Origin of the sequence: Pseudoruegeria sp. SK021 (genome assembly GCF_002119405.1) — a bacterium.
GTDB lineage: Bacteria > Pseudomonadota > Alphaproteobacteria > Rhodobacterales > Rhodobacteraceae > Meridianimarinicoccus.
This window is the reverse complement of the sequence record NZ_MTBG01000010.1, coordinates 12,549-38,823: the sequence shown is the minus strand read 5'-3', so window position 1 is coordinate 38,823 and position 26,275 is coordinate 12,549. Positions and strand designations below refer to the sequence as shown.

General features: G+C 60.4%; 26 protein-coding genes and 1 other RNA gene. 6 read left to right on the top strand and 21 right to left on the bottom strand.

Annotation, left to right across the window (positions count from 1 at the left end):
• Positions 1-17 precede the first annotated feature (17 nt).
• Complete coding sequence (locus BV911_RS08375; protein WP_086053152.1) at positions 18-851, bottom strand: metallophosphoesterase; 834 nt, start codon at positions 849-851, stop codon at positions 18-20.
• Positions 852-920: 69 nt separating this feature from the next.
• On the opposite strand from BV911_RS08375, the gene BV911_RS08370 reads away from it, so the two are divergent.
• A complete protein-coding gene (locus BV911_RS08370) occupies positions 921-2,246 on the top strand; it encodes an HlyC/CorC family transporter (protein WP_086053151.1) in 1,326 nt (441 codons plus the stop codon).
• 354 nt (positions 2,247-2,600) lie between these two features.
• Positions 2,601-3,209, top strand: a complete 609-nt coding sequence (locus BV911_RS08365; RefSeq protein WP_086053150.1) for an invasion associated locus B family protein — start codon at positions 2,601-2,603, stop codon at positions 3,207-3,209.
• A gap of 39 nt (positions 3,210-3,248) precedes the next feature.
• Here the strand turns inward: BV911_RS08365 and BV911_RS08360 are convergent, their stop codons facing one another.
• From BV911_RS08360 to BV911_RS08345, 4 genes are read right to left on the bottom strand one after another with little or no spacing between them, the layout of a single operon-like run.
• Complete coding sequence (locus BV911_RS08360) at positions 3,249-4,457, bottom strand: beta-ketoacyl synthase (RefSeq protein WP_086053149.1); 1,209 nt, start codon at positions 4,455-4,457, stop codon at positions 3,249-3,251.
• Positions 4,454-4,714: an acyl carrier protein gene (locus BV911_RS08355; RefSeq protein WP_086053205.1), complete on the bottom strand. Its 261-nt coding sequence runs from the start codon at positions 4,712-4,714 to the stop codon at positions 4,454-4,456. Before BV911_RS08355 ends, BV911_RS08360 begins: the two co-directional genes overlap by 4 nt.
• 32 nt (positions 4,715-4,746) lie before the next feature.
• On the bottom strand, positions 4,747-5,838 hold the full coding sequence (gene lpxD, locus BV911_RS08350; RefSeq protein WP_086053148.1) for a UDP-3-O-(3-hydroxymyristoyl)glucosamine N-acyltransferase: 1,092 nt from the start codon (positions 5,836-5,838) through the stop codon (positions 4,747-4,749).
• A gap of 36 nt (positions 5,839-5,874) precedes the next feature.
• A complete protein-coding gene (locus BV911_RS08345; protein ID WP_086053147.1) occupies positions 5,875-7,482 on the bottom strand; it encodes a murein L,D-transpeptidase in 1,608 nt (535 codons plus the stop codon).
• A gap of 314 nt (positions 7,483-7,796) precedes the next feature.
• Here BV911_RS08345 and BV911_RS08340 point away from each other — a divergent pair, with 314 nt between their 5' ends.
• Positions 7,797-8,375 (top strand): DUF882 domain-containing protein, encoded by a 579-nt coding sequence (locus BV911_RS08340; protein ID WP_086053146.1) that lies wholly within the window; start codon positions 7,797-7,799, stop codon positions 8,373-8,375.
• A gap of 65 nt (positions 8,376-8,440) precedes the next feature.
• Here the strand turns inward: BV911_RS08340 and BV911_RS08335 are convergent, their stop codons facing one another.
• A complete protein-coding gene (locus tag BV911_RS08335) occupies positions 8,441-9,784 on the bottom strand; it encodes an 8-oxoguanine deaminase (protein ID WP_086053145.1) in 1,344 nt (447 codons plus the stop codon).
• Positions 9,781-10,596: an inositol monophosphatase family protein gene (locus BV911_RS08330; protein ID WP_086053144.1), complete on the bottom strand. Its 816-nt coding sequence runs from the start codon at positions 10,594-10,596 to the stop codon at positions 9,781-9,783. The genes BV911_RS08335 and BV911_RS08330 overlap by 4 nt, the downstream gene beginning before the upstream one ends.
• A gap of 172 nt (positions 10,597-10,768) precedes the next feature.
• On the opposite strand from BV911_RS08330, the gene BV911_RS08325 reads away from it, so the two are divergent.
• Entirely contained in the window at positions 10,769-11,749 is a 981-nt protein-coding gene (locus BV911_RS08325; protein WP_086053143.1) for an NADPH:quinone oxidoreductase family protein, read from the top strand.
• Here BV911_RS08325 and BV911_RS08320 read toward each other — a convergent pair.
• Positions 11,725-12,603 carry a LysR family transcriptional regulator gene (locus tag BV911_RS08320; RefSeq protein WP_086053142.1) on the bottom strand — a complete coding sequence of 293 codons (879 nt, stop codon included), beginning with the start codon at positions 12,601-12,603 and terminating at the stop codon, positions 11,725-11,727. The two genes, BV911_RS08325 and BV911_RS08320, sit on opposite strands and share 25 nt — an antisense overlap.
• Positions 12,604-13,066: 463 nt before the next feature.
• Between BV911_RS08320 and BV911_RS08310 the strand changes: the two genes are divergently transcribed.
• The gene (locus BV911_RS08310; protein WP_086053140.1) at positions 13,067-13,849 is read left to right on the top strand and encodes a Bax inhibitor-1/YccA family protein; all 783 of its coding nucleotides are present in this window, start codon (positions 13,067-13,069) and stop codon (positions 13,847-13,849) included.
• 353 nt (positions 13,850-14,202) lie between these two features.
• Here BV911_RS08310 and rpmG read toward each other — a convergent pair whose 3' ends face one another.
• The 13 genes from rpmG to BV911_RS08245 form a co-directional block, all read right to left on the bottom strand.
• Entirely contained in the window at positions 14,203-14,370 is a 168-nt protein-coding gene (gene rpmG, locus BV911_RS08305; protein WP_047995749.1) for a 50S ribosomal protein L33, read from the bottom strand.
• A 117-nt stretch (positions 14,371-14,487) separates the two neighbouring features.
• Positions 14,488-15,225 carry a DUF533 domain-containing protein gene (locus BV911_RS08300; protein WP_086053139.1) on the bottom strand — a complete coding sequence of 246 codons (738 nt, stop codon included), beginning with the start codon at positions 15,223-15,225 and terminating at the stop codon, positions 14,488-14,490.
• Between the two features lie 110 nt (positions 15,226-15,335).
• An RNA gene (gene rnpB, locus BV911_RS08295) (RNase P RNA component class A) lies at positions 15,336-15,732 on the bottom strand.
• 13 nt (positions 15,733-15,745) lie between these two features.
• On the bottom strand, positions 15,746-16,438 hold the full coding sequence (locus BV911_RS08290; protein WP_086053138.1) for an N-acetylmuramoyl-L-alanine amidase: 693 nt from the start codon (positions 16,436-16,438) through the stop codon (positions 15,746-15,748).
• A complete protein-coding gene (locus BV911_RS08285) occupies positions 16,435-17,046 on the bottom strand; it encodes a hypothetical protein (protein ID WP_086053137.1) in 612 nt (203 codons plus the stop codon). The genes BV911_RS08290 and BV911_RS08285 overlap by 4 nt, the downstream gene beginning before the upstream one ends.
• 28 nt (positions 17,047-17,074) lie before the next feature.
• Positions 17,075-18,562, bottom strand: coding sequence for an Asp-tRNA(Asn)/Glu-tRNA(Gln) amidotransferase subunit GatA (gene gatA / locus BV911_RS08280; RefSeq protein WP_086053136.1), 1,488 nt, complete (start codon positions 18,560-18,562; stop codon positions 17,075-17,077).
• Positions 18,562-18,849, bottom strand: coding sequence for an Asp-tRNA(Asn)/Glu-tRNA(Gln) amidotransferase subunit GatC (gene gatC, locus BV911_RS08275; RefSeq protein ID WP_086053135.1), 288 nt, complete (start codon positions 18,847-18,849; stop codon positions 18,562-18,564). The genes gatA and gatC overlap by 1 nt, the downstream gene beginning before the upstream one ends.
• A gap of 283 nt (positions 18,850-19,132) precedes the next feature.
• Complete coding sequence (locus BV911_RS08270; protein ID WP_086053134.1) at positions 19,133-19,774, bottom strand: DUF3047 domain-containing protein; 642 nt, start codon at positions 19,772-19,774, stop codon at positions 19,133-19,135.
• A 195-nt stretch (positions 19,775-19,969) separates the two neighbouring features.
• A complete protein-coding gene (locus BV911_RS08265) occupies positions 19,970-20,473 on the bottom strand; it encodes a hypothetical protein (RefSeq protein WP_086053133.1) in 504 nt (167 codons plus the stop codon).
• Positions 20,474-20,704: 231 nt separating this feature from the next.
• The gene (locus BV911_RS08260; protein WP_168184020.1) at positions 20,705-21,532 is read right to left on the bottom strand and encodes a hypothetical protein; all 828 of its coding nucleotides are present in this window, start codon (positions 21,530-21,532) and stop codon (positions 20,705-20,707) included.
• Positions 21,525-23,099 carry an acyl-CoA synthetase gene (locus BV911_RS08255; RefSeq protein ID WP_086053132.1) on the bottom strand — a complete coding sequence of 525 codons (1,575 nt, stop codon included), beginning with the start codon at positions 23,097-23,099 and terminating at the stop codon, positions 21,525-21,527. Before BV911_RS08255 ends, BV911_RS08260 begins: the two co-directional genes overlap by 8 nt.
• The gene (locus BV911_RS08250; protein WP_086053131.1) at positions 23,099-24,268 is read right to left on the bottom strand and encodes an acetyl-CoA acetyltransferase; all 1,170 of its coding nucleotides are present in this window, start codon (positions 24,266-24,268) and stop codon (positions 23,099-23,101) included. The genes BV911_RS08255 and BV911_RS08250 overlap by 1 nt, the downstream gene beginning before the upstream one ends.
• Positions 24,265-25,098: an IclR family transcriptional regulator gene (locus tag BV911_RS08245; RefSeq protein ID WP_371587981.1), complete on the bottom strand. Its 834-nt coding sequence runs from the start codon at positions 25,096-25,098 to the stop codon at positions 24,265-24,267. The genes BV911_RS08250 and BV911_RS08245 overlap by 4 nt, the downstream gene beginning before the upstream one ends.
• A gap of 132 nt (positions 25,099-25,230) precedes the next feature.
• On the opposite strand from BV911_RS08245, the gene BV911_RS08240 reads away from it, so the two are divergent.
• Positions 25,231-26,238, top strand: a complete 1,008-nt coding sequence (locus tag BV911_RS08240; protein ID WP_240512196.1) for a DctP family TRAP transporter solute-binding subunit — start codon at positions 25,231-25,233, stop codon at positions 26,236-26,238.
• The last annotated feature ends 37 nt before the right edge of the window (positions 26,239-26,275 follow it).

Below are 26,275 nucleotides of genomic sequence, written 5' to 3'. Positions count from 1 at the left end.
TGAACAAAACGGCAATTTTAACACCAAATTCTCTGAATTGTTGCATCCCTATGCAACGACGCGGGCAAGACCTCTTCACTGGGCCAAATTCCTGACATAAGTGTGGCTTCATAGCCCTGCGTCAAACCCGCATCCGTCATCGCCATAGCCGCAATTCGTGCATCATAGGACAGTCGGTGAAAGACCGGGCCGTCGGCGCTGATACTTGCGTATCGCGTGTCGGGGCCCCCGTCATGCGGCGGAATGCCAATCGCCCCGGCATTGATCCAGTCAATCCCCTCAACCCGCCGGTGGAACGCGACACCGCTATGGCCAGCAAGAACCGTATCCACTGGCCCAACCAACGCGCGAATAGCGTCTATTTCGCACATAAAATCTTGATCACAACTATCAGGCCACAAAAATCGGCTGATGTCAGTCGCGCCGCCATGCAGCACGGCACAGCGCCGCCCGCCAACCGTCATCACCAAAAATTCAGGCAGCGCCGCCATCCAGTCGCGGGTATCCGCGTCGATCAAGCGATCCGCATGAGCGAACCAGCCCATCGATAGCCGGTCACAGGTCGATCCCGGCGCAAACCCGCATCCGCAGGTTCCGGCCCCGTCCGCAAGCTGACGCTCGCAATTGCCAGCAATCACCGGCCCACCAGATTGCCGGATCAAACCCACGGTTGCCACCGGGTCAGCACAATAGGCGACTGTATCGCCGGTGCAAATAATCTGAGACGGCGTAAACCCCAATTCCGCCGCGCACCGATAAAGCGCCTGCGTGGCCTGAAAATTGGAACACGCGCCGCCAAAAACCAAAGCGCGTGCGCCCAAATCGCCCAAATCGATCCAACGCTGTTTCATGCGCGCCTCCCTTGCAGTGCCCTGTCCGCGCCTTCATAACATAGCTTGGATTGTACAAACAAAAGCAGAATGGAGTTCATCGTGGCAGAGCTGGATCTGGCATTCTGGGGCACGGCAACCGTAATTGTGCTGCTGCTTGTCTGCTCGGGATTCTTTTCCGGGTCTGAAACCGGACTAACCGCAGCCTCGCGCGGAAAATTGCGCACGATGGCCGATAACGGATCCCGCGGGGCCGGTGTTGCTTTGAAGCTGACCGAAGACACAGAACGGTTGATCGGCAGCATCCTTTTGGGCAACAATTTGGCCAATATCATGGCAACATCGCTTGCCACCGCGTTGTTTACCCGGGTTTTTGGCGATTCCGGCGTTGCGATTGCCACATTGGTCATGACAATCCTCGTGCTGGTTCTGTCCGAAGTCCTGCCGAAGACCTATGCCATTTCAAGCCCCGAAAAGGCGGCCTCCCTGTCGGCGCCGCTGATCAGCGTCGTAGTTGCCGTGTTGTCGCCGGTGGTCGGGATGGTGCGGTTCGTGGTGCGCGGCATGCTGCGGCTCTTTGGTCTGCATGTGGACCCCGACAGCCAAATCCTGTCGGTGCGCGAAGAAATTGTCGGCACCCTGACCCTTGGACATTCCGAAGGCATCGTCGAAAAGGAAGACCGCGATCGCCTTCTGGGGGCGTTGGACCTGCGCGAACGGACCGTCGAAGAAATCATGCGGCATCGGTCTAACATTGAAATGATCGATGCGGCGTTGTCGCCGGAAAAGATACTGGCCCAAGCATTGCAGTCGCCCCACACGCGTCTGCCAGTGTTCAAGGACGATCCCGAGAATATCATCGGCGTCATCCATGCCAAAGATCTTCTGCGCGCTGTACATGAAGAACGGGAGCAGTCAGGCGCCACAGGCGATCAGTTGCGGGATTTCGATCTGATGGCGGTGGCGCGAAAGCCGTATTTCGTACCCGAAACCACAACCCTCGACGATCAAATGCGGCAATTCCTGAAACGGCATACCCATTTTGCCTTGGTGGTGGATGAGTATGGCGATTTGCAGGGGCTGATTACCCTCGAAGATATCCTTGAAGAGATTGTCGGCGAAATCACCGATGAATTTGACACCAGTGTTGAAGATTTCATCGAACGCGCCCCCGACGGTAAGTACCTCGTGGATGGCGCGATGACGATCCGCGACGTCAACCGTGCGCGAGAGTGGTCTTTGCCCGACAACGAAGCCAACACGGTTGCGGGCCTTGTCATCCACGAAGCGCAGATGATCCCGGTGGTTGGGCAGGTCTTTATCTTCCACGGCTTCCGATTTGAGGTAGTCGCACGAGAAAACAACCGGATCACCCAGATCAAGCTGTCTCCGGTTTCAAGCACCACCCGGACCTGACCAACAGGTCATCAGCGCCGCACATCGATCGTTAACCTATTTTTGCCATGATCACAGCAGGATCCATAGCGTCTCGTGCGCTGGGATCGTTCCTCCCTGTTGACTGGCCGCGCTGAAAGGCGCGGTCTTTTTCTGCGCGATGCCTTTCGGCACAATTCCGCTGTTGACCGTTCAATCGAGTCACATTAGCGTTCGCGTCAACGATAAGTCGGCCAGTCCGACAGGGAAAACTAAGGGATAAAGGGCCTCATCGGGGCCCTTTATTTCATTTGAAACCCCCAAATCTTTCGACCTGACAGCCCGACGGCAACGTGGTACCCGAGCAACAGACAAGAACCTTTGGGAGCCCCTTGCATGTCACGTTTGCCTGCCGCCCTTTTGCTATCCGGTATTCTCTGCGCCGTCGCGCTGCCGGCCTCTGCACAAGACACCACCCCTGACGCCGCGCCGGTAGATCAACCTGCCGCAGCCCCCGCCGAGGCCCCTGTGGCCGCCGGTCCGCGCAGCCGTGATGACGTCCAGCCGGGCGAGACCTATGGCGGCGACAGCTTCACCGACTGGGTCAATCGCTGCATTCGCGTCGACGATGCCCCTGACCCGTGCGAGATTCACCAGACATTGATGGACGCGCAAGGCACCCGCACCGCCGAAATCAACATTTTCCCATTGGACCGGCCCGGTATCGCCGCGGGCGCATCCATCATCACCCCGCTGGAAACGCTACTGACGCGCAACCTGACCTTGTCCATCGATGGGGCTGAAGCACGCGTCTATCCTTACACGTTCTGCAGCCAGATCGGCTGCGTGGCGCAAATCGGGCTATCGGCAGAAGAACTGGCTGCATTCCGGGGCGGTAAAGAAGCGAAAATCACAATCGTGCCCGTTGCTGCGCCGAACCAACAAGTGACCGTGAACGTCTCACTGGCGGGGTTTACCGCAGGCTTCAATTCGCTGTCGAAATAACCCAAATGGGGCGCGCCTTGCCAATGGCAGGCGCGTCTCTCAGATACGTTTCAGCGCCAGAACAGCATTCAACCCGCCAAACGCGAAAGCGTTGGACAGACAGACCTCAACATGGGCATCGCGTGCAGTGTTGGGAACAACGTCCAGCGCACATTCCGGGTCGGGCTCTTCATAGCCAATGGTGGGGGCAATGACCCCATCCCGCACCGCCATAATACAGGCCAAAAGCTCAATCGCGCCGGTGCCACCTATGACGTGACCGTGCATCGATTTCGTGGACGAGATCATCAACCGATCCGCATGAGCACCAAACACATCGGCCACCGCCGCGCATTCGGTTTTGTCATTCGCCGCGGTTCCGGTGCCGTGCGCGTTGATATAGCCAACGGCATCCAGCGGAATCCGCGCGTCCGTCACCGCCCCTTGAATGGCCCGCGCCGCGCCTTGCTTGGACGGCATCACGATGTCGGACGCATCCGACGTCATGGCAAAGCCGATCACTTCGGCCAGAATATCTGCACCGCGCGCCCGGGCATGCTCGTATTCCTCGAACACGAACAGGGCCGCGCCTTCCCCTTGAACCATGCCGTTGCGATTGGCGGAAAATGGGCGGCAGGCATCACGCGACATCACGCGCAGCCCTTCCCAAGCCTTGATCCCGCCAAAGCACAGCATCGATTCCGACCCGCCCGTCACCATCGCCTTCGCCGCACCGCAGCGGATCAGTTGAAAGGCCTGGCCCATCGCATGATTGGATGACGAACAGGCGGTGGCGACAGTAAAACTCGGCCCTTTGAGATTATACCGCATGGAGACGTGGCTGGCCGCCGCGTTGTTCATGAGTTTAGGCACGACGAAGGGATGCACCCGGTTTTTTCCGTCTTCATAGACGGTCCGGTAATTGTCATCCCACGTGTTAACCCCGCCACCGGCGGTGCCCAGCACGACGCCCGAGGTCGCCGCCAATTCACCCGCAAAGGTCAAACCAGACTGGGTGATCGCCTCTTCCGCCGCCAGCAAAGTAAATTGCGTGAACCGGTCGTACAATGCGATCTGCTGTCGGTTGAAGCGCGCCTCGGGATCGTAGCCGCGAACTTGTCCGCCAATCTGGATCGACAGACGGTCGACATCGCGAATATCCAGCGGGCCGATGCCGCACCGACCTTCGCGCATAGCCTCAAGGGTTTCGGGAACAGTATTGCCAAGTGCATTGATGCTGCCCTGACCGGTGATGACAACCCGCTTCATTGCGATTGTGCTGCAACCAGGTTTTCAACCGCCTGAACAACAGAAGCCACGGAGGACACGTCAAACTCACCCGCGTGCGGGTCGTTCGCGTTGAAAGGCACCTGAATGTCGAACGCTTCTTCGATTGCGAAGATGCTTTCGACCAGTCCCAGACTGTCGATCCCCAGTTCCTGAAGGGTTTTTTCCGGAGTCACGTCCTTCACATCAAGAACTGCCTGTTCGGCAATGATCTCCATCACTTTGGTCTTAACGCTCATGCCTGCACCCTCGGACCGCATCCAGTGGTCCCTTAGTTGGTTTGGTCACCTTTTAAAACCGCTTTTTGCAAAGCAGCAACCTCTCGGAACAAGCGCGGCAATCGGCGCAGCGCTTTGTAGGATTCGATATGCGTCGCCATTTTCACTGCCGGATAGCCCAAAAGAACCCGCCCAGCCGGGGCGTTTGTGAAAATTTTCGTCCCGCCGCCCGCCACGACATCGTCTCCGATGAATATATTGTCATTCACACCGCATTGTCCCGCAAGCACCACACGGTTCCCGATCCGCGTCGATCCGGCGACGCCGACAAGACCACACAAAAGGCAATCTTCGCCGATCTGGACGTTATGGCCGATCTGCACGAGGTTATCGAGTTTGGTCCCGCGACCGATTGTGGTTGCGCGGATCGTGCCGCGATCTACGGTGGAGTTCGCGCCGATTTCCACGTCATCACCGATCTCGACCGTGCCCAGAGAATGAATTCGGGTCCAAGATTGCGCCAAATTGGCCTTCTCTGCGCCAAGACTTTCGCGCACCCCTTCGACGCGGGATTTTTCAGGCGTCACAAAGGAAAACCCGTCCGCGCCGATCACCGCGCCCGGCTGCAAAATCACCCGGTTGCCCAGCCGCACCCGTGCCCCGACCCGAACACCAGCATAGAGCAGCACCGCGTCGCCCAGAACCGCATCCTCAGCAACCGAAGTAAGCGGCCCGATCCGCACCCCCTTCCCCAGCCTCACACGCGCACCGATGACGGCGTTCGGACCGATGGCAACACCCTCACCAAGCACCGCGCTTGGATCGACATACGCAGTCGGATGGACCCCCGGGGCGATCTCCGGACCCGGATCAAGCAAGGTGGTTACACCCGCCATGGCATAGCGGGGGCGCGGCACGAACACCGCTGCCGCCAATCCATAGGATTTCCAGTCAGCCCCGTCCCAAAGGATGGCAGCCCGCGCGGCGCCTTCGGACAGGCGCGCAGCGTATTTTGGGTCCATCGCCAAGGCAAGGTCCTGCGCGCCAGCCGATGCCGGCTCGGACGCGCCAGAAATACGCAAGCTGCCGTCGCCCTCAATCCGGGCTCCAAGAGCCGTGGCAATCTCGTTCAGACTAAAGGTCATCGGGTCCCCGCATGCGACGCATAGATCGTCGAAGGTTTACCCTCCGACGGCACGAAGGGAAACCCCGGCGCGTGCAAGGGCATCAAAGATCTGCTGATCGCGGCCATAGACGTCGCGACGGAATTGAATCGGCCCTTTCGCTTGGGTGAATGCGGTCTGATAGACCAGATGCACTGGCACCGATTGCTCAAGGTTAACCACCGTTTCGCGGTTGGTGTTCAACTTGGCCTGCATCAACGCCTCGGGTTTATCGCTCTGGCGCGCCAGCAGCGCATGGGCAAAATCCATCGGGTCCCCAAGCCGGATACACCCGTGGCTATAGGCGCGCTGTTCACGGGCAAATAGGGATTTGGACGGGGTGTCATGCAGATAGATATTGTTCGCGTTTGGAAACATGAACTTGACCTTGCCCAAGGCGTTTCCATCACTTGGTGGCTCTTTCAGGCGAAACGGAAAGGTCCGCGCAGTGTAGCTGGTAAAATCGATGGACGTCCGATCCACCGGGGTGCCGTTAGTATCGAGCAGTTGCAAATGCGACACCGCGTTCGGATTGGCCTGCAGCATCGGCAGGTATTCCCGTGTCGTAATTGAGCGAGGCACATTCCACGTTGGATTGACGACAATATATTCCATCACATCCGAAAATTCAGGGGTGCGGTGCGTCGATTGGTTTTGCCCAACAACAGAGCGGGTTTCAAAGGTCGTGCGCCCGTTATCGATAATTCGAACATGGAAATCGGGGATATTCACCCAGATGTACCGGTCCCCCAACGGGAAATTCATCCACCGTTCCCGCTCCATCGCGACGATGACCTGCTGCAACCGCGCTTCGGCGCTTGTGTTCAATTCGCCCAGCGTGCCGGGGCCGACCACCCCATCCTGCAACAACCCATGATCGCCCTGGAATGCCGCAACCGCGCTGCGCAAGGCATCGTCAAAACTGGCCGAGGGGCTTCGGTTTGCATAGCCCATAGCAATCAAACGATTGCGCAGCGCAACGATCTGCGGGCCGGATTGGCCATATTCCATCTTGGTTCCGGGAACAGTTTCCCCCCAGCCGCCAGCATCAATGAGCCGCTCAAGACGAATTTTGTCAGCCATCAATCGGGCGTAATTGGCCGATTGCGGCGGCAATGCCTTGAGAAACGCGCTTGGGACGCTGCTTTCAAAGGCCGTGAGGGTGGTCAGTGGATCGCGTCGGGGAGCGGTTCTTTTGATTTCGTCATTGACCCGGACCGGGTTCAGAACACCACTTTGGACATCCTGCGCATAATCCAAAAACGCCCGACTGAGGATCGCATCGGCCCGGCCTTGGTCCGCAACTGTGCGCGCCGACCGCACCATATTGCTCAAGCGGCCGGGGTCATATGCAGCGACCGGAAGACCGTGATAGCCAGCACCGTCCAATGCGATCATGAGTTCCCGCAGCCTGACCTCATCGACCGGGGCGTCACCGACCCAGAACGGCGCATAGCCGCGCCCCTCATAAAATGTTGTCAAGACGGGATCGGAGGACACTTCAGCGGCAATCGCCTGTCGCAGCGCCACATCGGCACCTTGGGCAAACGCCGGCATCGAAGAAAGGCTTAAAACAAACGCCGCAACGATACGAAATATGCTGGTTTTCGGAAACAATGCAGTCATGGTCGTCCCTTGAAATGTCGGCACACAAACACCGTAGTCTCACTCCTTCTTAGCTTTGTACTGCAAACAAAATGCCAACGTGACGATCGAAACCGCCCTGTTTCAAATCTGCAACGAAAGATGGTAACGAAAGATGGTTACCGAATGCCTCAATTTTAAGCAGCATATAGGCAAATTCTTGCCGAGTTTCCACTCTCGCGGCGGCGGCCCAGTATACTCGTTGGCGGAATACGGATCTTGTGCGACGGAAGATGCGGTGGGACAGAAACTTAATAAAGGCTGGAAACTCAGCCAATAAAAGAGGCAGTCAGGATATGAAACGTTCAAGTCAGGCGGGGCAGCCAGACCTACGACGCCGTGGCATTCTTGGGGCATTCGCGGCAAGCGCCGTTGTTGCAGTCCCAACGTATGCCAACGCATTCGGGTTCCTTCGCGGTGCAGGAGATATCCGACGCATCAACATGTATTCCGGCCGAACCGGAGAATCGCTTGACCTGATTTACTGGGTCGACGGCAAATATGTGAAAGATGCGCTGGCCGAGGTGAACTATTTCATGCGCGACTGGCGCGAGAACAAGGCCATCGCCATCGACCCCCGGGCCATCGACATTATGGCCGCATCGCATAAGCTTTTGGAAGTGGACGAGCCCTATCTGCTTCTGTCCGGGTACCGCACGCCGCATACCAATGCGATGTTGCGCGGCAACTCAAGCCGGGTTGCGAAAAAATCGCTGCACATGAACGGCCAAGCCGCCGATTTACGCCTGAAGAATCGCAGCGTGTCGCAAATGGCCAAGGCCGCAGCGGCCGTGTCTGCCGGCGGTGTCGGACGGTACTACAAATCCAATTTCGTACATATGGATTCCGGCCCGGTTCGGACTTGGTCCAGCTAACACCAGTGTCGTCTGGCGGTTTTGGGGTATCGACGTGAAATCCCAAAAACCGCCTTTCGCGGAGATTAGTTGTCCATTAACCGGGCAACTAGCCGGTTTTGGTCGGAAATCGTGCGGGCAAGATCCAGCGTCATAAGCTGACCGCCGGAAACCACAGCGCGCCCCTCGACAAAGAGATCGCGGACCCGCAGCGGCCCGGACAGCAGCAAGGCTGCCACCGGGTCCCACGCCCCCGCCGCCTCAATGCCGGTCATGTCCCAGACCGCGATATCGGCCCTCATCCCCAGACTGAGCTGCCCCAAATCCTGCCGCCCCAAAACCTCAGCGCCACCCCGCGTGGCGATCTCAAGAGTTTCCCGCACCGACATCGCATCGGCGCCATTGGCCACCCGTTGCAGCAACATCGCCTGCCGCGCCTCGGACAACAGGTTGCCGGAATCGTTGCTGGCCGATCCATCCACGCCCAGACCGACCCGAACGCCGGCGTCTCGCATGGCGCGAACCGGCGCAATGCCCGACCCCAGCCGACAATTCGAACAGGGGCAATGGGCCACACCGGTGCGACTGCGGGCGAACAAGTCGATCTCATGCGCGTCCAGTTTAACGCAATGCGCGTGCCAGACGTCATCGCCGGTCCAGCCCAGATCCTCGGCATATTGGCCGGGACGGCAGCCGAAATTGGCAAGGCTATACGCAATATCTTCGTCGTTCTCGGCCAAGTGCGTGTGCAACCGCACGCCCTTATCCCGCGCCAGCATCGCCGCATCGCGCATCAACTCGCGACTGACCGAAAACGGCGAACAGGGCGCCACCCCGACTTGGATCATCGCCCCCGGTGCCGCATCATGATAGCGGTCGATCACCCGGATACAGTCGTTCAGGATGGCGGATTCCGCCTCGACCAGACTGTCCGGGGGCAACCCACCGTCAGATTCGCCGATGCTCATGGCACCCCGCGTCGCCAGCAGCCGAACACCGATCTGCTGCGCCGCATCGATGCTGTCATCCAAACGCGCGCCATTTGGAAAGAGATACAGGTGATCAGACGTTAACGAGCAGCCGCTCAAGGCCAATTCGGCCAGCCCAATCAGGGCCGAGGTCCGGATTTCATCAGGCCCAAACCGTGCCCAGATCGGATAGAGAGTCTTCAACCAGCCGAACAACAATGCGTCCTGCCCGGCCGGGACGACCCGGGTCAGGGTCTGGAACAGATGGTGATGGGTGTTGATCAACCCCGGCGTGACCAGACAGCCTTCGGCAGACACCACCTGCGCGGTCCCCGCCTCTAACCCCTGCCCGATGGCGACGATGACGCCGTCCCGGCACAGGATATCGGCATCGGAAAGCTCGCGCCGCGCATCATCCATCGTCACAACGCAGCGTGCACGCCGGATCAGCAAATCGCTCATGCTGCGGCCTCTGGGCAGGTCGACAACATGGCCAGCGCCTGCGTATGGATCGCCGGATTTGCCGCGGCAAGTACCCGCCCACCACCATGGGCCGGTCGACCCTGCCAGTCGGTAACAATCCCCCCCGCGGCTTCAACCACCGCGATCGGGGCCAGCACATCATAGGGCTGCAACCCGGCCTCAATGACCAGATCGATCTGTCCCAAAGCCATCAGCCCATAGGCGTAACAATCCATGCCATAGCGCGTCAACTTGACTGCCCGGGCAACTGTGGCAAAGGCGGCCCCTTCGTCTTTGGTGCCCACTTCGGGAAAGGTCGAAAACAGGATCGCATCTGCCAAATTCTGGGTGTTTCGGGTGCGCAAAGGTGTCTCGACCGCGCCGCGGCTGAGACGTGCACCGCCGAAGCCCCCCTCAAAGCGCTCGCCGATATAAGGCTGATCAATCACACCGAATATTGGACCCGTGTCATCGCAAACCGCAATCAGCACGCCCCATGTCGGCGTGCCGGAAAGAAACCCCCGTGTTCCGTCAATTGGGTCCAGCACCCAGCGCAACCCCGACGTCCCTGACTTGGGGCCGAATTCTTCGCCCTCAATTGCATCGTCGGGCCGGTCTGCCGCCAGAACCTCACGCATGGCCAGTTCGCAGGCGCGATCCGCTTGTGTGACCGGATCGAAGCCGCCAACCGCCTTGTTATCTGCGACCAGCGCCGGGTTTCGGAAATATTCCAGCGAAATTCGGCGCGCCACATCCGCAAGCCGATACGCCGTGCGCCGCAAGCTTTGAGCCTGCACATCCTGTTCAGTCATACCATGATCCGTCTGATTGGTTTGGCCCGGACGCTAAAGCTGAGCCGACGCAATGTCACGCCCGACAATCATGCTGCGCGGCACAACGTCTTTAACGCCGGTCCAGCATGCAGCCTTTTCCATAGTCTCCCAGAGGCTATACTGAGATCAGTGAGGACAAAGAGGGACCATCATGCGCGCGTTCGAATTGGACAAAATCGGCAGTCCCCCGCAACTGGTCACGCGCCCCCGACCCGAGCCCGCCCCCCATGAGGTGCAAATTCGGGTCGCCGCCTGCGGCTTGAATTTCGCAGATTTACTGATGGTTCAGGGGACCTATCAGGAAAAACCGCCGGTCCCGTTTACCTTGGGAATGGAATTCGCGGGCGAAGTGACGAAAGGGGGTTCCGCAGTCTCGGGTCCGGCACCCGGCACCCGGGTGGCGGTCGTGGCCGGACATGGCGGCTTGGCAGAATACGCCACAGTACCCGCCGACCGCTGCGTCACCCTGCCGCCAAACATGAGCTATGAGCATGGCGCAGCGTTTCAGATTGCCTATGGCACCTCACACCTTGCGCTGGCGCATCGCGCCGCTCTGTTGCCCGGTGAGACCCTGCTGGTATTGGGGGCCGCTGGCGGCGTTGGCCTGACCGCGGTCGAAATCGGGCACAAGATGGGCGCGCGCGTGATCGCCTGCGCCCGCGGCGCGTCCAAGCTAGAGATCGCCAAGGCTGCCGGGGCCGACGAGGTTCTGGACAGCGACCGCACGGATTTGCGCACCGCCTTAAAGGCGCTCGGCGGTGTCGACGTTGTCTATGACGCCGTTGGCGATCCGTTGTTCAGCACCGCGTTGCGCGCCTGCAATCCCGGGGCGCGGTATCTGGTCATCGGGTTTGCCGCCGGGCAAATCCCACAAATCCCGGCAAATTACATTCTGGTCAAAAACATCACAGTGCATGGGCTTTACTGGGGCGGCTATCTCGCCTTCGCGCCTGAGGTCGTGACGGACAGCCTGACCACCCTTTTGGCTTGGTATCAGGACGGGGCATTGTCGCCGCAGATTCACGCGGTGTTGCCTCTGGACCGTGCTGCTGAGGCAATGGAGATGCTGCGCACGCGCCGCTCCACCGGCAAGGTGGTGGTTTCGCTTCAGGCCACCCGCCCCAAGGACTGACCCGCCGAGGTATAGGCCTGACGCAACAGGTCAGCCATCCGGTCCCGCGGCAGCGATTTGTCCCGCCGCGACACATAGAGGTTGATTTGGCGGGTCGGCAGCGTCGGAAGATGGTGTTTAACAGGGATCTCTTCGAGATACGTGGCGGCCATACCCGCAATCATGGCGGTAACCGCCAGATCGGCCGAGACGCTGACCTCAATGGTGCGGGTAGAATCCGATTCGACCGCAATTTCCCAGCCGATTCCAGCCTTATCCAACGCCGCCTGAACCGGCGCACGGAAAATGCAGGCTTTCTCAAACGCCAAACGCAACGGCCGGGTCTTCCACGCCGATCCGCCCGGCGCTCCCACCCAGACCAGCGGCAAATGCGTCAGCGTCTCGCCATCCTCACCATAGGTTTCTTCCGTGGTCAGAATCACGTCGCATTCCCGACGCGCGTACTTTTCCTTTAAGAACCGGGTGTAGGACGACAAAAGTTGCACCCGCATGCGCGGAAATTCGGCGTTAAACCGCTGCATGATCGCCGGGATGTGCGGAAAGACCAGGTCATGTGGCACGCCCAGAACCAATTCTCCTTCAAAATGGGTATCGGTCAGACGGCTGACGATTTCATCGTTCATTTCCAGCATCCGGCGGCCATAGCTCAGCAAAAGCTCGCCTGCCGTGGTCAGGCTGACCGTCCGCGCCGTGCGGTCGAGCAGCGCCACACCCAACGAATCTTCCAGACGCTTCATCTGCATAGAGACCGCCGATTGCGTCAGATTGAGCAGATTCGCCGCCCGGGTGACCCCACCGGCATCGGCAACGGCCACAAAGGATTTTAGGGCAGTTAAATCAAGGGCACGCACCATATCACCGGTCCTATCGTCTCATGTCACACGCCGTTGCCTTTCAGACCAAGGCAAAGAAGGTATCACCATTTCCAATTGGTGATAGTCGTGACATCACAAAAAAGAAAGGGTTTACAGATGCCGCCCGTGCCACTTTCGCTGCCACTCGGGCACAAGAGCGCAGCCCACCTGCGGACCGTCCGCGCCGCAACCACAACATGCTGGCGCAAACCCCGGGCTTTATCGCCCATGGACCGCATGCTTTGCCCCGCAAAAACCAAACGATTCAGGGCGCATCTGCTGACGGGAGCGGTCACTTCTGAGACACCCCGCCACGCAAGGCACCAAAAACCATGCAGAATCGTGTAAATTCATCTAATTTCCGACAACACTTGCTTGAAAAAGGCGGTCTGGTTCCCGATATTCAAAGACAAGTACGGTGCCGTTTTGTGCTCCGTTCATAGGAATGTTCAGGAGGGAATTAATGGCTGATTTTCAAACGATCCGGGCTGGCGCAGGTGCAGGCACCCGGACAGCGCAAATCGACGTAGGCCTTCGCGCTTACATGAACAAAGTCTACGCGACCATGTCGATCGGCATGCTGATCACCGCGCTGGTCTCTTGGGCGGTGTCCGGGCTTGCGGTCACCAGTGATCCGACCGGTGCCGTCGCGCAGATGGGCGCGGACACCTATCTGACCAGCCTTGGCGCTGCGCTCTATATGTCGCCGCTGAAATGGGTGATCATGTTCGCGCCGCTGGCCTTCGTGTTTGGCTTTAGCGCCGGTATCAACCGGATGTCGGCTGCGACCGCGCAGACCGTGTTCTATGCGTTTGCCGCCGTCATGGGCCTGTCGATCAGTTCGATCTTCCTTGTCTTCACCGGCATGTCGATCGTGACAACATTCGTCGTGACCTCGATCGCTTTCGCGTCGCTCAGCCTGTACGGCTACACGACCAAGAAAGACCTCAGCGCGATGGGGACCTTCCTGATGATGGGTCTGGTTGGCCTGTTCGTCGCGATGATCATCAATATGTTCGTGGCGTCTTCGGCCATGTCTTTCGCGATCTCGGTGATCGGCGTGCTGATCTTTGCTGGTCTGACCGCGTATGACACCCAGAAGATCAAGAACACCTACCTGCAGATGGCTGCGACGGGCGATCAGGAATGGCTCGGGAAATCGGCGATCATGGGCGCGCTTAGCCTCTACCTCGATTTCCTGAACATGTTCATGTTCTTGCTGCAATTTATGGGCAACCGCAACTAATCGCGACGCCAAAGACCTTGGATCAGGCCAGCCTTCGGGCTGGCCTTTTTCGTTGCAGAGACCCGCGGGGCCGCACCGCTGCACATGGGACTTATGACCGGGCGCTAAAACGGCCCTGCCGTCGCCTGATCGATGCGGCGGGCCGCTCTGGCGCCGCCCTGCCCTCTGACCGACCAGCACAGGGCGACCGCCCCTTCCATCCACTCTCGGGTGCAGCGTCCGCAATGACGCGCCCGAGGGGTTCCGAAAGACCCCCTGCCGCGTTTCCGAAAACCATAAGCCACACTGCCATTGACCAACGAAAAAGGCCGCGCAAATTGCGCGGCCTTTTAAGATCGTTGGATCAGCAAGATTTACTTAATCTTGCCTTCCTTATACTCCACGTGCTTGCGCACAACGGGGTCATATTTCTTAACCGCCATCTTCTCGGTCATCGTGCGGGCGTTTTTCTTGGTCACATAGAAATGGCCGGTTCCCGCGGTCGAGTTCAGGCGGATCTTGATTGTGGTAGGCTTCGCCATAGTCGTGCTCCTCAACCGGGCGGAAAGACCACCCGTAAAAATCCTTGAAGCCCGCGTTTTAAGGATTAGGGCGCGGGTGTCAAGAGGATAAGAAACGTCAGCGGTGTATCTGTAGAATTAAGCTGGCAGCGGCGGCAGCCCCATGGCGGCGTGCACCTGATTGCGAGCCTCATCACTCAGACCCAAAGCCTGCGAAAGTTGCTTGAGATAGGCAACCTCGACCGGGCTATCGACCTTAATGGCCAAAAGCGAGGTGGAATAGACTTGGGCCTTCGCCGCCCCGGTTGCATCCTTGGCCAGCGCCATCACATCCACCGGCGCTGCCAGTTGCGCTTTGACATAGGCAACTTCATCGGCGGGCGCGTCTTTCAGAGCCTCTAGAATCTTAGCCTGCTCGTCTTTGTCGATCTCGCCATCGGCCTTGGCCGCCTGAATCATCGCCCGGATCATCAGCTTGGCATTGTCTTCGGCCGCCATGGACACCGGCGTATTCTTGAATAGACCGTCCAAAAGGTTATCAGCCTGCTGCCCACCGGCCGCTGCGGCGCCGGTCATCGCGGACATCAAGCCGCCCAATCCGGCTGCCCCGGCCTGCTGGGACGTCCCGCCTGTGGACGCACCGCCCAAACCGAAGGAGGCCAACATATCAGAGACGGCTTTGCTTCCGCCGGGGATTCCCAGCTTCTCGGCCATCTGGCCGATCTGGTCAGTCATACCGCCTGCGCCACCCGGGCCGCTCATACCTTTGAACATCTCTTGCATGCCGGACATCCCGCCCATCTGCTTGTACTTGTCCATGCCCTTTGCCGCAGCGACTCCAGCAGCCAAAGTGGCAAGTGTCTTCATGAAACTCATTGAGTATCTCCCTTCCGAAGGCCTCAGGACGGACCCGTCGAATTGGTAGCACGATTCGCGCGTAGCACAGCCCAATTGCGTCCCGCCGTGGCGGAAATTTGCTGGGAAAATTGTGCGGATGGCCTGTAAGCCGGATTTTGTCCCGGGGTTGCCCCCTTGGATGACCATTCATCTTGGCCCGCCGTTGCCGACGCGCTCTAGCTGCCAACCCGGACCTCTGGGCTGAAGATGCCTGCCGCCCCTAAGGGCAAACGCAAGGTCCCTATTTGGCATTGCTCCCGGTGGGGCTTGCCGTGCCGGTTCTGTTGCCAGTCCCGCGGTGGGCTCTTACCCCACCGTTTCACCCTGACCCGCGGTGGTATCGACTGACGCCGACCCGCCGCTGGCGGTTTGTTTTCTGTGGCGCTTTCCCTCGGGTTGCCCCGGCCGGGCATTACCCGGCACCGTTTCTTCATGGAGTCCGGACTTTCCTCGGACGTTACCGCCCGCAGTCACCCAGCCATCCGCACATGAGGGCCATCTAGGCGCTCGCGCCGCCGCCGTCAACGGGATAGCGCCGCGCCAGCGCCGTGATCAGCGCCCTGTCCACGGCATCTTCGGGTCCACACGCCCAAGGGCGAAAGCGCGACCGGAACGCCGTCAGGCACGCCTGTGAGGCCGCCATTGGGTATCCAAACGCGGCCGCCATGGTGGGGAAGTCCGCCTGCCCGGCATCGCCGTGACCCAACTCGGGCCAAATCGACACCCCTTGCCGTGCCAAACGGCGCCAATCGAATCGCGCACCGGGGTCAAATTTTCGCGTTGGCGCCATATCTGAATGGCCAATCACCCGCTCGGGCGGAATGCGCCAGTCTGACATCAGCCCGGCCAGCAGTGGTTCGAGCCGCGCCATCAACGGCGCCGAGAACGGAGTTTGACCGGAATTATCCAACTCGATCCCGATGGAGCGCGAATTTACGTCCGTCACCGCCCCCCACGACCCGGCCCCAGCATGCCAAGCCCGTTGGTCATCATCGACCAACTGCCACAGGGTGCCATCGCGGCCAATCAGGAAATGGGCCGAAACCTCATGCGCATCAGAACACAGGCGCGCCAGCGCAGCCTCGGCGCTGGCCATGGCGGTGTAATGGATGACAATCAGATCCGGCCTGACGGCTTGCCGCCGCGGCCCAAAATTCGGTGACGGATGCCAAACCGCCCCTTCGCGTGTCACTTAATGGCCTGACGAAACCGCTCGGGATCCCAAGCACAGGCAAATCCGTCGCCATCGGGATCCAGCCCCTGCCCATCCTCTGCCGGACCGCCGGTTTGTAGAAACGCGGCTTGTGCCAGATCGTCAGACGCATAGCGGGCGCAAGCTCGGTCGCTGCGTTCCGTTGAGCTGGCGTTGCGCTGATAGACCGTGGTCCCCGGCGCATGGGTGGTCTCTAGGGCATATCCTGCCACGCTGGGGGCACTGCCTGACGGCCGGCTTGGCACCGGCTTGGGCGACACGACCTGATATGAACTGGGCGCCGCGGTCGATGCCGCCGTCGCCGTGGACGTCAGTGTTGTGGTCTGAACCGGGCTGACACCAGCGGTTTGGGCCGGACTGACGCCTGCGGTCTGAGCCGCAGGATTGACCGCGGCCTCACTGGGAACAGAGGACGGCTGCAAGCCGACGGTCCCGGATGACGCACCGCCGCCTTGAAGTAGCACATCACGTTGGGCGCGGGCCTCGGGCGAGACCGGCTCCAGAAAAACCGGACTTCCCGAATCCGGAACCGACCCACTGCATCCCGCCACTAGTCCGGCCGCAGCCAATGCCCACATCAATCGCATATCTGTCTCCGTTCCGACCCTGTCTTGGCTACCACCATCGCGCCGGTTTGCCGGAAAAGCCAGCCGCCTGTTCCAAAACAAGCGCTTGATTCAGCAACGCGCCCTCTTGCCACGGCTGGCCGATCAGTTGCAGCCCCAAGGGAAGGCCGGTGCTGTCGATGCCGGTGGGCACGCTGATGCCCGGCAACCCGGCTAAGTTCAGCGTGACGGTAAAGACATCGTTCAGATACATTTGCACCGGGTCGCTATCGCTCATTTCGCCCAGCCCAAAGGCCGCCGATGGCGTCGCCGGAGCCAGAATCGCGTCGATCCCGTCGGCAAACACCGTCTCGAAGTCGCGCTTGATCAGTGTCCGAACTTTCCGCGCCCGATTGTAATAGGCATCGTAGAACCCTGCCGACAGCACATAGGTGCCGACCATAATCCGCCGCTGCACCTCGCTGCCGAAACCTTCGGCGCGGGTCTTCTCATACATCTCGGTGATGCCATCGCCATGCGCCAGCTTGGCGCGGTGGCCAAACCGCACCCCGTCATAGCGCGCCAGATTGGACGACGCTTCAGCCGGAGCAATCACGTAATAAGCCGGCAGCGCGTATTTGGTATGCGGCAATGAGATATCAACGATCTCAGCCCCCGCATCGCGCAGCATCTCGGCTCCGTCCGCCCAAAGCTTGTCGATCTCGGGGTTCAGCCCCTCCACCCGGTACTCGCGCGGAATGCCAATCTTCTGGCCGCGAATATCGCCGGTCAGCGCAGCTTCAAAATCCGGCACGGCCAGATCGGCACTGGTGCTGTCCTTGGGGTCATGGCCCGCCATCGCCCCCAGCATGATCGCCGCATCGCGGACGGTCTTGGTCATCGGCCCGGCCTGATCCAGCGAGGAGGCGTAAGCGATGATGCCCCAACGGGAACAACGGCCATAGGTTGGCTTCAAACCGGTGATGCCGGTGAAGGCCGCCGGTTGCCGGATCGAGCCACCGGTATCGGTGCCCGTCGCCGCCAGACACAAGTCCGCCGCCACGGCCGAGGCCGATCCCCCGGACGAGCCGCCCGGCGTCAGGCGGGTTTCATCGCCATCGCGCCGCCACGGGTTGATCGCCGCACCATAGACGGAATGCTCGTTGCTGGAGCCCATGGCAAACTCATCCATGTTCAGCTTGCCCAGCATCACAGCACCGGCAGACCAAAGTTGGCTCGTCACGGTCGATTCATATTCCGGCTTGAACCCGTCCAGAATGGCCGAGGCGGCCTGACTGGCCACACCTTTGGTACAAAACAGGTCCTTGATGCCGATGGGAATGCCGCACATGGCTGGCGCGTCTCCAGCCGCAAGCCGCGCATCAGCAGCAGCAGCCTGAGCGCGGGCGATCTCGGCCGTGGTATGCACCACCGCATTCAGGGCGCCTGCGCCGCTGATCTCAGTCAAACAGGCTTCGGTCAGTTCTGCCGACGTCACGTCTTTGGCGCGCAACCGGTCACGGGCGTCGGCAAGGGTCAGTTTGGACAGTTCAGACATCACTCAACCACCTTCGGCACTGCGAAAAATCCTTCCCGCGCATCCGGGGCATTGGCCAGAACTGCAGGTTGTTGGTCGCCATCGGTGACCACGTCATCGCGCCGCTTCAGACGCATCGGCGTCACCGACGTCATCGGTTCGACCCCATCAACGTCAACCTCGGCAAGTTGCTCGATAAACCCGAGAATGCCGTTGAATTCGTTGGCCAGCGCGGGGAGATCTTGGTCTTCCACCCTGATCCGGGCCAGTTTGGCCACCCGGGCCGCGGTGTCGGTATCAATCGACATCAGCACTCTCCGTTCGTCAGATCCGTGAATATGCCGCCGCTTTAGCGCCCCCTCAGCCCGCCTGCAAGCCGAAGGACACCGCCCCGCCCTGCTTTTGACGAAAGACCTGTCAACAGATGGTCGCTGCCAAATGGGACCGGGGCTGGGACGCCACGCTGCGTTCAGCCGCACCTCGGACCAGATTCAGCGCCCGATCTGAGGGAAATTTCAGTGGATGGAAGCACGTGCCTTACCGCCTGATCTATCGGGCCGCCAATATTGGCCCCCCCAAAAAAACGATCGGCTATTGCAGATTTAGGTTTCCGATCGCGGCTCTGATCACAGAGTTTGTATCATCGCTATCGCCAGACACCGCCAAGCCGACAAGCGCGCCTCTCTCCCCCCCAAACGCACGGGCGTAGTCCGCGACAAGGTCGACCCGTTCATCATATGTGCCCGTGCCCGCTGGCCGTAGGGCAATCGTCACACCTTGGCCGGAGGGTCCGTAGGGCGACGGCATGACTTGCCCGCGCGGATGGCTGCCGCCCCAAGCGTATTGGATGATCCGAACCTTGTCGTTGCCCAGAAGGCTGCGGATATTGGCACCCTCAAGACCCGGCGCCGCCTCTTGTGCCACAAAGACAAAATACACCGAAATATTTCGGTCGTCCCCCCCTTTCAGCGCAAGGTTGGTCGCCGGAACGGACTGGTCTACTGTCCACCGCCATGACGCACCGGACGCGCCCCAATCAGCCCGACCCAACCGGGTCCAGGCGATCGACACGGCCCCGTCCGAAACCAAAGACAGATTTTGTCCAAACGTGTAGTCGTTGGAGCTGAACAGCGACAGTTTCTGCTCTTTCCAGCCTTCCGCAAAGCTGACCGGCCCTGCGGTCGCTGCACTGGTCAGGCCGACAGTGGCGGCAAGTAAAATTGCAAGGCGCATGGGACACTCCTGTTGGACACCTCGCACACCCTATCGCAGTATGTGCCCGAGACCAGCGCAGGGTGCCCAACATGACGACATTGTCAGGCCCGCGTGAACGGCGCGGCGGAGGTGTCAGACGCGCCCGTGCCGTGCGCAATGCCGACCATTTTGGAAGATGCCCGCGCGTCAGCCTTTCAATGGGGCTAAGGACCGCTAGTTCGCTTCGAGAAATTCATAGGCCTCAAGAATTGTCGCCGTCAGCCCGTCAAAAAATCCCGGCACGGTCACATCAACCAAGGCCACGCTGGACCCTGCTTCAGTGGCAGCAGGATCATCCGACTGCGTCACAATAAATGGGCAGTTCGGAGCATTGAGTAACTCGCGATAACTCGCGCCTTTTCCATGCTTCAGAACGTTGACCAACAAATAATAGTGGTGGACGCGTTTTGCTAAATCAGTCTTTCCAGATTGCTTCAACATTGCAGTCAATTTTCGTGAGAACGGACCGCGCTTAAAGTGGTGCTGCATCCGCGCTTCAAAAACTGAGAAGATATCAACGGCCGCGGCTTCAATCGCAGCAGTGGCCTCGCGAAGATCGTCTTGTTGAGCGGTCGAGCCGTCCATCAGTCGGAGGCTCTCAGACACCCGATCTAGGGACGCTTTTGCACTGGCCTGTGCTGCAGTGACCAGTTCTGGTACGCTCTGTGACGGTTCCATCGATCTCTCTCCTACGAACAGGACTTCCCCATACGCGATACTGGCTGAAATGATAGAGGTGGTCGCAGGAATTCGCGCCTGTTGCAAAGGCCTCGCGACAGAGGAAGGCCTGCCCTGAGATGATGAAACGGAACCGCTATTTGGCGAAGTTTAAGGGATCGGTGCCTTGGATGCTATCCGCGAAGGGACGGAGCCGGGCACATTCCGCAAGGCCGTTTCAAAGCCTCACGCCTAGTTATAATTGAGCAAAAGCTCGAAGGTGACGCAGATCGTGTTCTTCCCCCGGGCAAGTTGGCCGTCCGCATAACGACCATCAAAGCCGACTGAGGCCGCGGTCAAATCAACCCCGCTGATTGACAGGTGGCCTGCGGTCAGCAAAACCTCTGTCGCATAACTTTCGATCCCATCCCGGTCCGAGAATTCCGTCCTCACAAGGCTTCCAATGCCTTTGATCGTGGCGCTTGCGATGCCGGCGTCACGGGCGATGTTTGCAATGGCGGGCTCAATCGTTTGGTTGGGCCGCGCGGTCGCAAGGACCGCATTGGGGGTGGTGATCATGCCCGTGCTGACCGGACGAAACAGGCAAAACCCGGTCTCAGGGTCATCTGCACTTTCCATGCGCGCGCCGTCCAGCACCTGCACGTCCACATCGACGGTCTGGCCAATGATCGTCACGTCTGACAGCAAATGCCCCATATGCATCTGCCCCGCCTTGTCGGACCAAATGCCGTGAACATGGGCGAACGGAAGGCCATTGCGGCGACCCAGATGCGCCCCGGCCCGAATGATCCGGGCATCCTCAAGCGTCGTCGTGGCACTGTACCACGCCGCATGACCGTCGCCCGGGGCGGGGGCTGGACGGACAAAGGCCAAGTGACGGACAGTGACGCCTGACAGATCAAACCAAGCGGCATCCGCGCCCCCGGCTTCCACCATCGCCTCCAGCAGCGATGCGCCGGCCCGGAAGGTTGCCTTTTGCGGCGTCGCACGACAGGGCACCGCACAGAACCGCACTGCTGCGGGCGGGCCGGGATGGGTGATCCGGCGCGGATCAGACATCCGGGATATCCCCCCGCGCCACCAATTCGGCCCGGATGATCTTCTTGGTGATCTTGCCATATCCGGATTTTGGCATTTCGGACCAAAACACTACCGTCTTTGGCATTTTGTAGCGCGGCAATCGCGTGCTGAGCCACTCTAGCACGGCTTCGGTGTCCGGGACCGCCCCACGAGCAACACAGACGGCCACGCCGACCTCGCCCCAAATAGGGTCCGGCACACCCAGAACCGCCGTTTCGGAAATGTCGGGATGCAGCAGGATTTTCTCTTCGATCTCGCGCGGGTAGATGTTGGATCCGCCCGAAATGTACATGTCCGACGCGCGCCCGGTCAGGTACAGAAACCCCTCGCTGTCGAAATGCCCCAGATCGCCGGTCAGGAACCAACCATCGCGAAAGCTTTTGGCGTTTGCCTCCGGGTTGTTAAAATAGCCCGCGAAGACCGCCGGCCCGATCACCGCGACCTCACCGGTTTCCCCGGGGGCGCAGTCCCGGCCCGTCGCGTCTTGAACCTGAACCTGCATCCCGGTGCGGGCAAAGCCGCAGGTGCCGATCCGCATGGCGTCATCCTCGGCCGAATGATGCGCCGGGGGCAGGACGGTGATATTGCCCGTCACTTCGCCCAGACCGAAATATTGCACCAGCACAGGGCCAAGGATATCCAGCGCCCGGACCTGATCGGCCCGGTACATCGGCGCGCCCGCATAAATCACATAGCGCAGGCTGGAATGGTCATAGGCATGGACGGCCTCGTGCTCGACCAGCAGTTTGACGATGGTAGGCACGGTGAAGACGTTGGTCACCCGCCATGTCTCGACAAGGCGCCAGATGTCGTCAGGATCAAAGCGCGTCCCGCCGGGTAGGATGGTTTTCACCCCGTGAGCGACCTGCGACAATTGGTGAATCCCTGCGCCGTGCGACAACGGCGCGACCACGATCGAAGCATCCGACGGCCCGGTGCCCGGCATCAAATCGCACAGGTGGTTGGTCACGACAAAAGCCATCTGGCCATGAGTCAGAACCGCGGCCTTCGGCTTGCCTGTCGTACCAGAAGTGAAGAAAAACCAAGCTGGATCATCGCGGTCGACCGTTGCTGGCTCTACTTGCACCCCGCCGTGAGCGGCGACCAGCGCATCATAGTCATCCGCCCCCTCGCCCCCGATGGTGACGGTAAAGGCGATCGTGTCGGCATCGGCGCAGGCGGCGATGTGGTCCGCGAACTCGGCCCCGACCAAAAGACCCTTCGCGCCAGATGACCGGGCAAGCCACGCCACTTCGTCTGGTGTCTGGCGAAAATTCGCAGGCACCCAGACGCAGCCCAGTTTCCAGCAGGCAAAGGCGGCCTCGAACATCTGATTGCAGTTGCTGGACTGGACGAGCAGTCGGTCCCCCTTTTCCATCCCGTACTTGTCGCGGAGGGCTGCGGCAAAGGCGGTCGACCGCGCCTCCATCTGGGCCCAGGTCCATTGCGCCTCGCCCCAGACCAAACCGATCTCGTCAGGGTGCCGCCGTGCGCTTTGGGTCAAGAAATGCGATAGGTTCATCACCCGAGTGGATACAGGGCGCATCACGACACCCGCTCGAGGATCGAGGCGTAATTGGCAACAGCCGCCCCGCCCATATTGAAGACACCGGCAAGCGTCGCGCCGGGGATTTGCATCTCGCCGGCCTCATTCATCAGTTGCATCGCTGCCATGACATGCATCGACACGCCTGTTGCCCCGATGGGATGCCCCTTGGATTTCAGCCCACCCGAGGGGTTCACTGGCAGTCGCCCGCCCTTGGCCGTCCAGCCCTCGCGGATCGCGCGCCCGCCTTGGCCCGGTTCGGCCAGCCCCATCGCCTCATATTCCAGCAATTCAGCGATGGTGAAACAATCATGCGTTTCCACCAAGCTCAGATCAGTCACGCCCACCCCTGCCGCCGCATAGGCGGCGTCCCATGCACGCCGGGCGCCATCGAAACGGGTCATGTCACGGCGGGACAGCGCCAAAGGTTCATTGGTGTGGCTGCGGGCGCGAAAGGCAATCGCCCGGTGCAGGTCTGCGGCCACCTCGGGTGCCGCCAACACCAGCGCCGCCGCCCCGTCTGAGACGAGCGAGCAATCCGTACGGCGCAACGGCCCGGCCACATACGGGTTCTTGTCCGAGATGGTATTGCAAAACGTCACGTCAAAATCACGGCGCATATGGGCAAATGGGTTGGCCATGCCATTGTGATGGTTCTTGGCGGCGATCATGGCCAGTTCTTCCGAACGGTCGCCGTACTTCTGAAAATAATTCGCAGCAATGGTGCCAAACAGACCGGCAAAGCCGCCACCAACGCCGCCTTCCTCTTTCCGGTAGGACGCGCTAAGTAGGATCTCGCCCACCTCGGCACCCGGGGTCGCAGTCATCTTCTCGGCCCCGACAACCAGCGCGATCTTGCCCCGGCCGCTCGCGATGAAATCCATCGCGCCGTGCAGGGCCGCAGACCCGGTTGCGCATGCGTTCTCGAACCGCGTGGCTGGCACCCGGGCCAGACCGTCATTGCCCATGCCGACAAGCGCGCCCTGAAAGTCCTGATCCGAGAAGCCGTTATTGTAGACGCCGACGAAGATCCCATCCACGTCTTCAGGCGACACTCCGGCATGGTCCAGCGCCGGTCCGGTGACCTCTGCCATCAATGCCTCTGTATCGGCGGCATCGCTGCGGCCAAAGGTGCTGTGTGCCCAGCCTACGATGTGGGGATCGGTCATGTCGTTTCCTCCTCAGATGGGGCGTGCGTCAGGCGCCGCGCCAGTCGTGTCTCAATTTCCCGCGCCTCATGGTGCAATATAGCGGCCAGTTCCGCATCGCGGGGCGGCTGCATCCGGCTTTCGATCGCCGCGAGGGACAGCCCCCCGACTACGGTGCCATCCGCGCGGCGCAACGCAACGCCCACCCCCCAACTGCCGGGCACCACCCGGCCGGGGTTCAACGCGAACCCTCGGGCCCGGGAAGTGGCAACTTCGCGGCGCAGGACCTCTGGCGTGATCTCGGGAAAATCTGTGGCAAGCTGGCTTGCATTGTCGGCTAGGACCGTTTCGACCTCGGCATCGGGCAGCGCGGCAAGGATTGCCAGCGATCCCGCACCAACCCCCAACGGGTGCTGCGCCCCCGCCGTCAAGGCGTGGGTCCGGATCGGAAAGGCCCCTTCCTCGCGGTGCAGACAGACCGCCGACGCGCCGCGCCGCATATTCACGAACGCCGTGTCGCCACTGCGCCGCGCCAGTCGAACCACTGCGTCAGCGGCAACCTCCAGCAATCCGTGCCGCGCTGTGGCCTGCGTCCCAAGCACGTAACTTTCTTCGCCAAGGTAATAGAGTCGGCTCTCGGTATCCTGTTCGATCAGCCCGCTCCGCATGAGCGCCAGCATCAGCCGCCGCACCGTCGGCTTGCCCAGCCCCGTCTGCTGGATTAACCCGGTCAGTGACACGCCCTTTGCCCCGGCGCGTCCGGCGATCTTCAAAAGCGCCAGCGCGCGATCCACGGCCTGCGTTCCGCTGGCCTGCGGCATGTCGTCATGGCCTTTCACAATATGGACCAATAATTCCACCTTTTCGCAGCGCCATTCAGCGGTCTCACGAAAACTGCGCATTTACGGCTGTATTGCAAGAAATATCTTGCCCTCTGCGCCAATGTCTGTTCCACATCGTGCCGTCTTAAGGGAGGATTTGATGTGAATAAAGTTATGAAGGCCGGACTGGCCGGGCTCCTGGTGTCAACAATGCTGTCGGGCGCGGCCCTAGCAGAGACGCTACGCCTGTCGCACAACACTGGCGATACGACCACGTGGCAACAAGGCGCTGAAAAGTTTGGCGAGTTACTGTCGGATAAAACCGGCGGTGCCTACGATGTCCGCGTGTTCCCGAACGCCCAGCTGGCGGGCGGCGATCAGATGCGTCAGGCCGAAATGGTGGGGCGCGGCGCGCTTGATCTGGTGGTGACCTCGGCGATCAACGTGACACCGCTGGTGCCTGAGATGGCGGTCTTCTCTCTGCCCTACCTTTATGCCGGATACGATCAGGTCGACGCCACGACCCAAGGCGCACCTGCTGAACTGCTGGAAGAGATCCTGCGCGACAAGGGCATCGAAGTCCTGGCTTGGGGCGAAAACGGCTTCCGTGAAGTCACCAACAATGTCCGCCCGATCATGTCGCCCGACGACATGCAAGGTCTGAACATGCGGGTCGCGGGTCCGATGTATATCGACGTGATGAACGCCCTTGGTGCCAACCCCCAGCAGATGCAATGGGGCGAGACGATGACCGCCCTGCAACAAGGCGTGGTAGATGGTCAGGAAAACCCGATCGGGGCCGTGATCATTCCGCAGCAGGTCTATGAGGTCCAAAAATACCTGACCACATGGCATTACTCCTATGACCCGATTTTCCTAGGCGTGTCGACAAAGCGGTGGGATGCACTTGATCCCGAGACTCAAGCCCAGATGCGCGAAGCGGCCGAAGAAGCCATGGCCTATCAGCGCGAGATCACGCGCGAAGGCACCGCAGAGGGCGTCGCCTTCCTGCGCGAACAGGGCATGGAGGTCTATGAACCGTCCGAGGCAGAACTGCAGGCGTTCCGCGACGCCACACAGCCCGCCTTTGACGTTTGGGCCGACAAAGTCGGAGAAGATATAGTTGGGGCCTTCCGCAAAGCCATCGACGAAACCGGCAACGGCAGCTAAAGCCTGTCGGCGCGGCCCTTGGGAGGGGCCGCGCCTA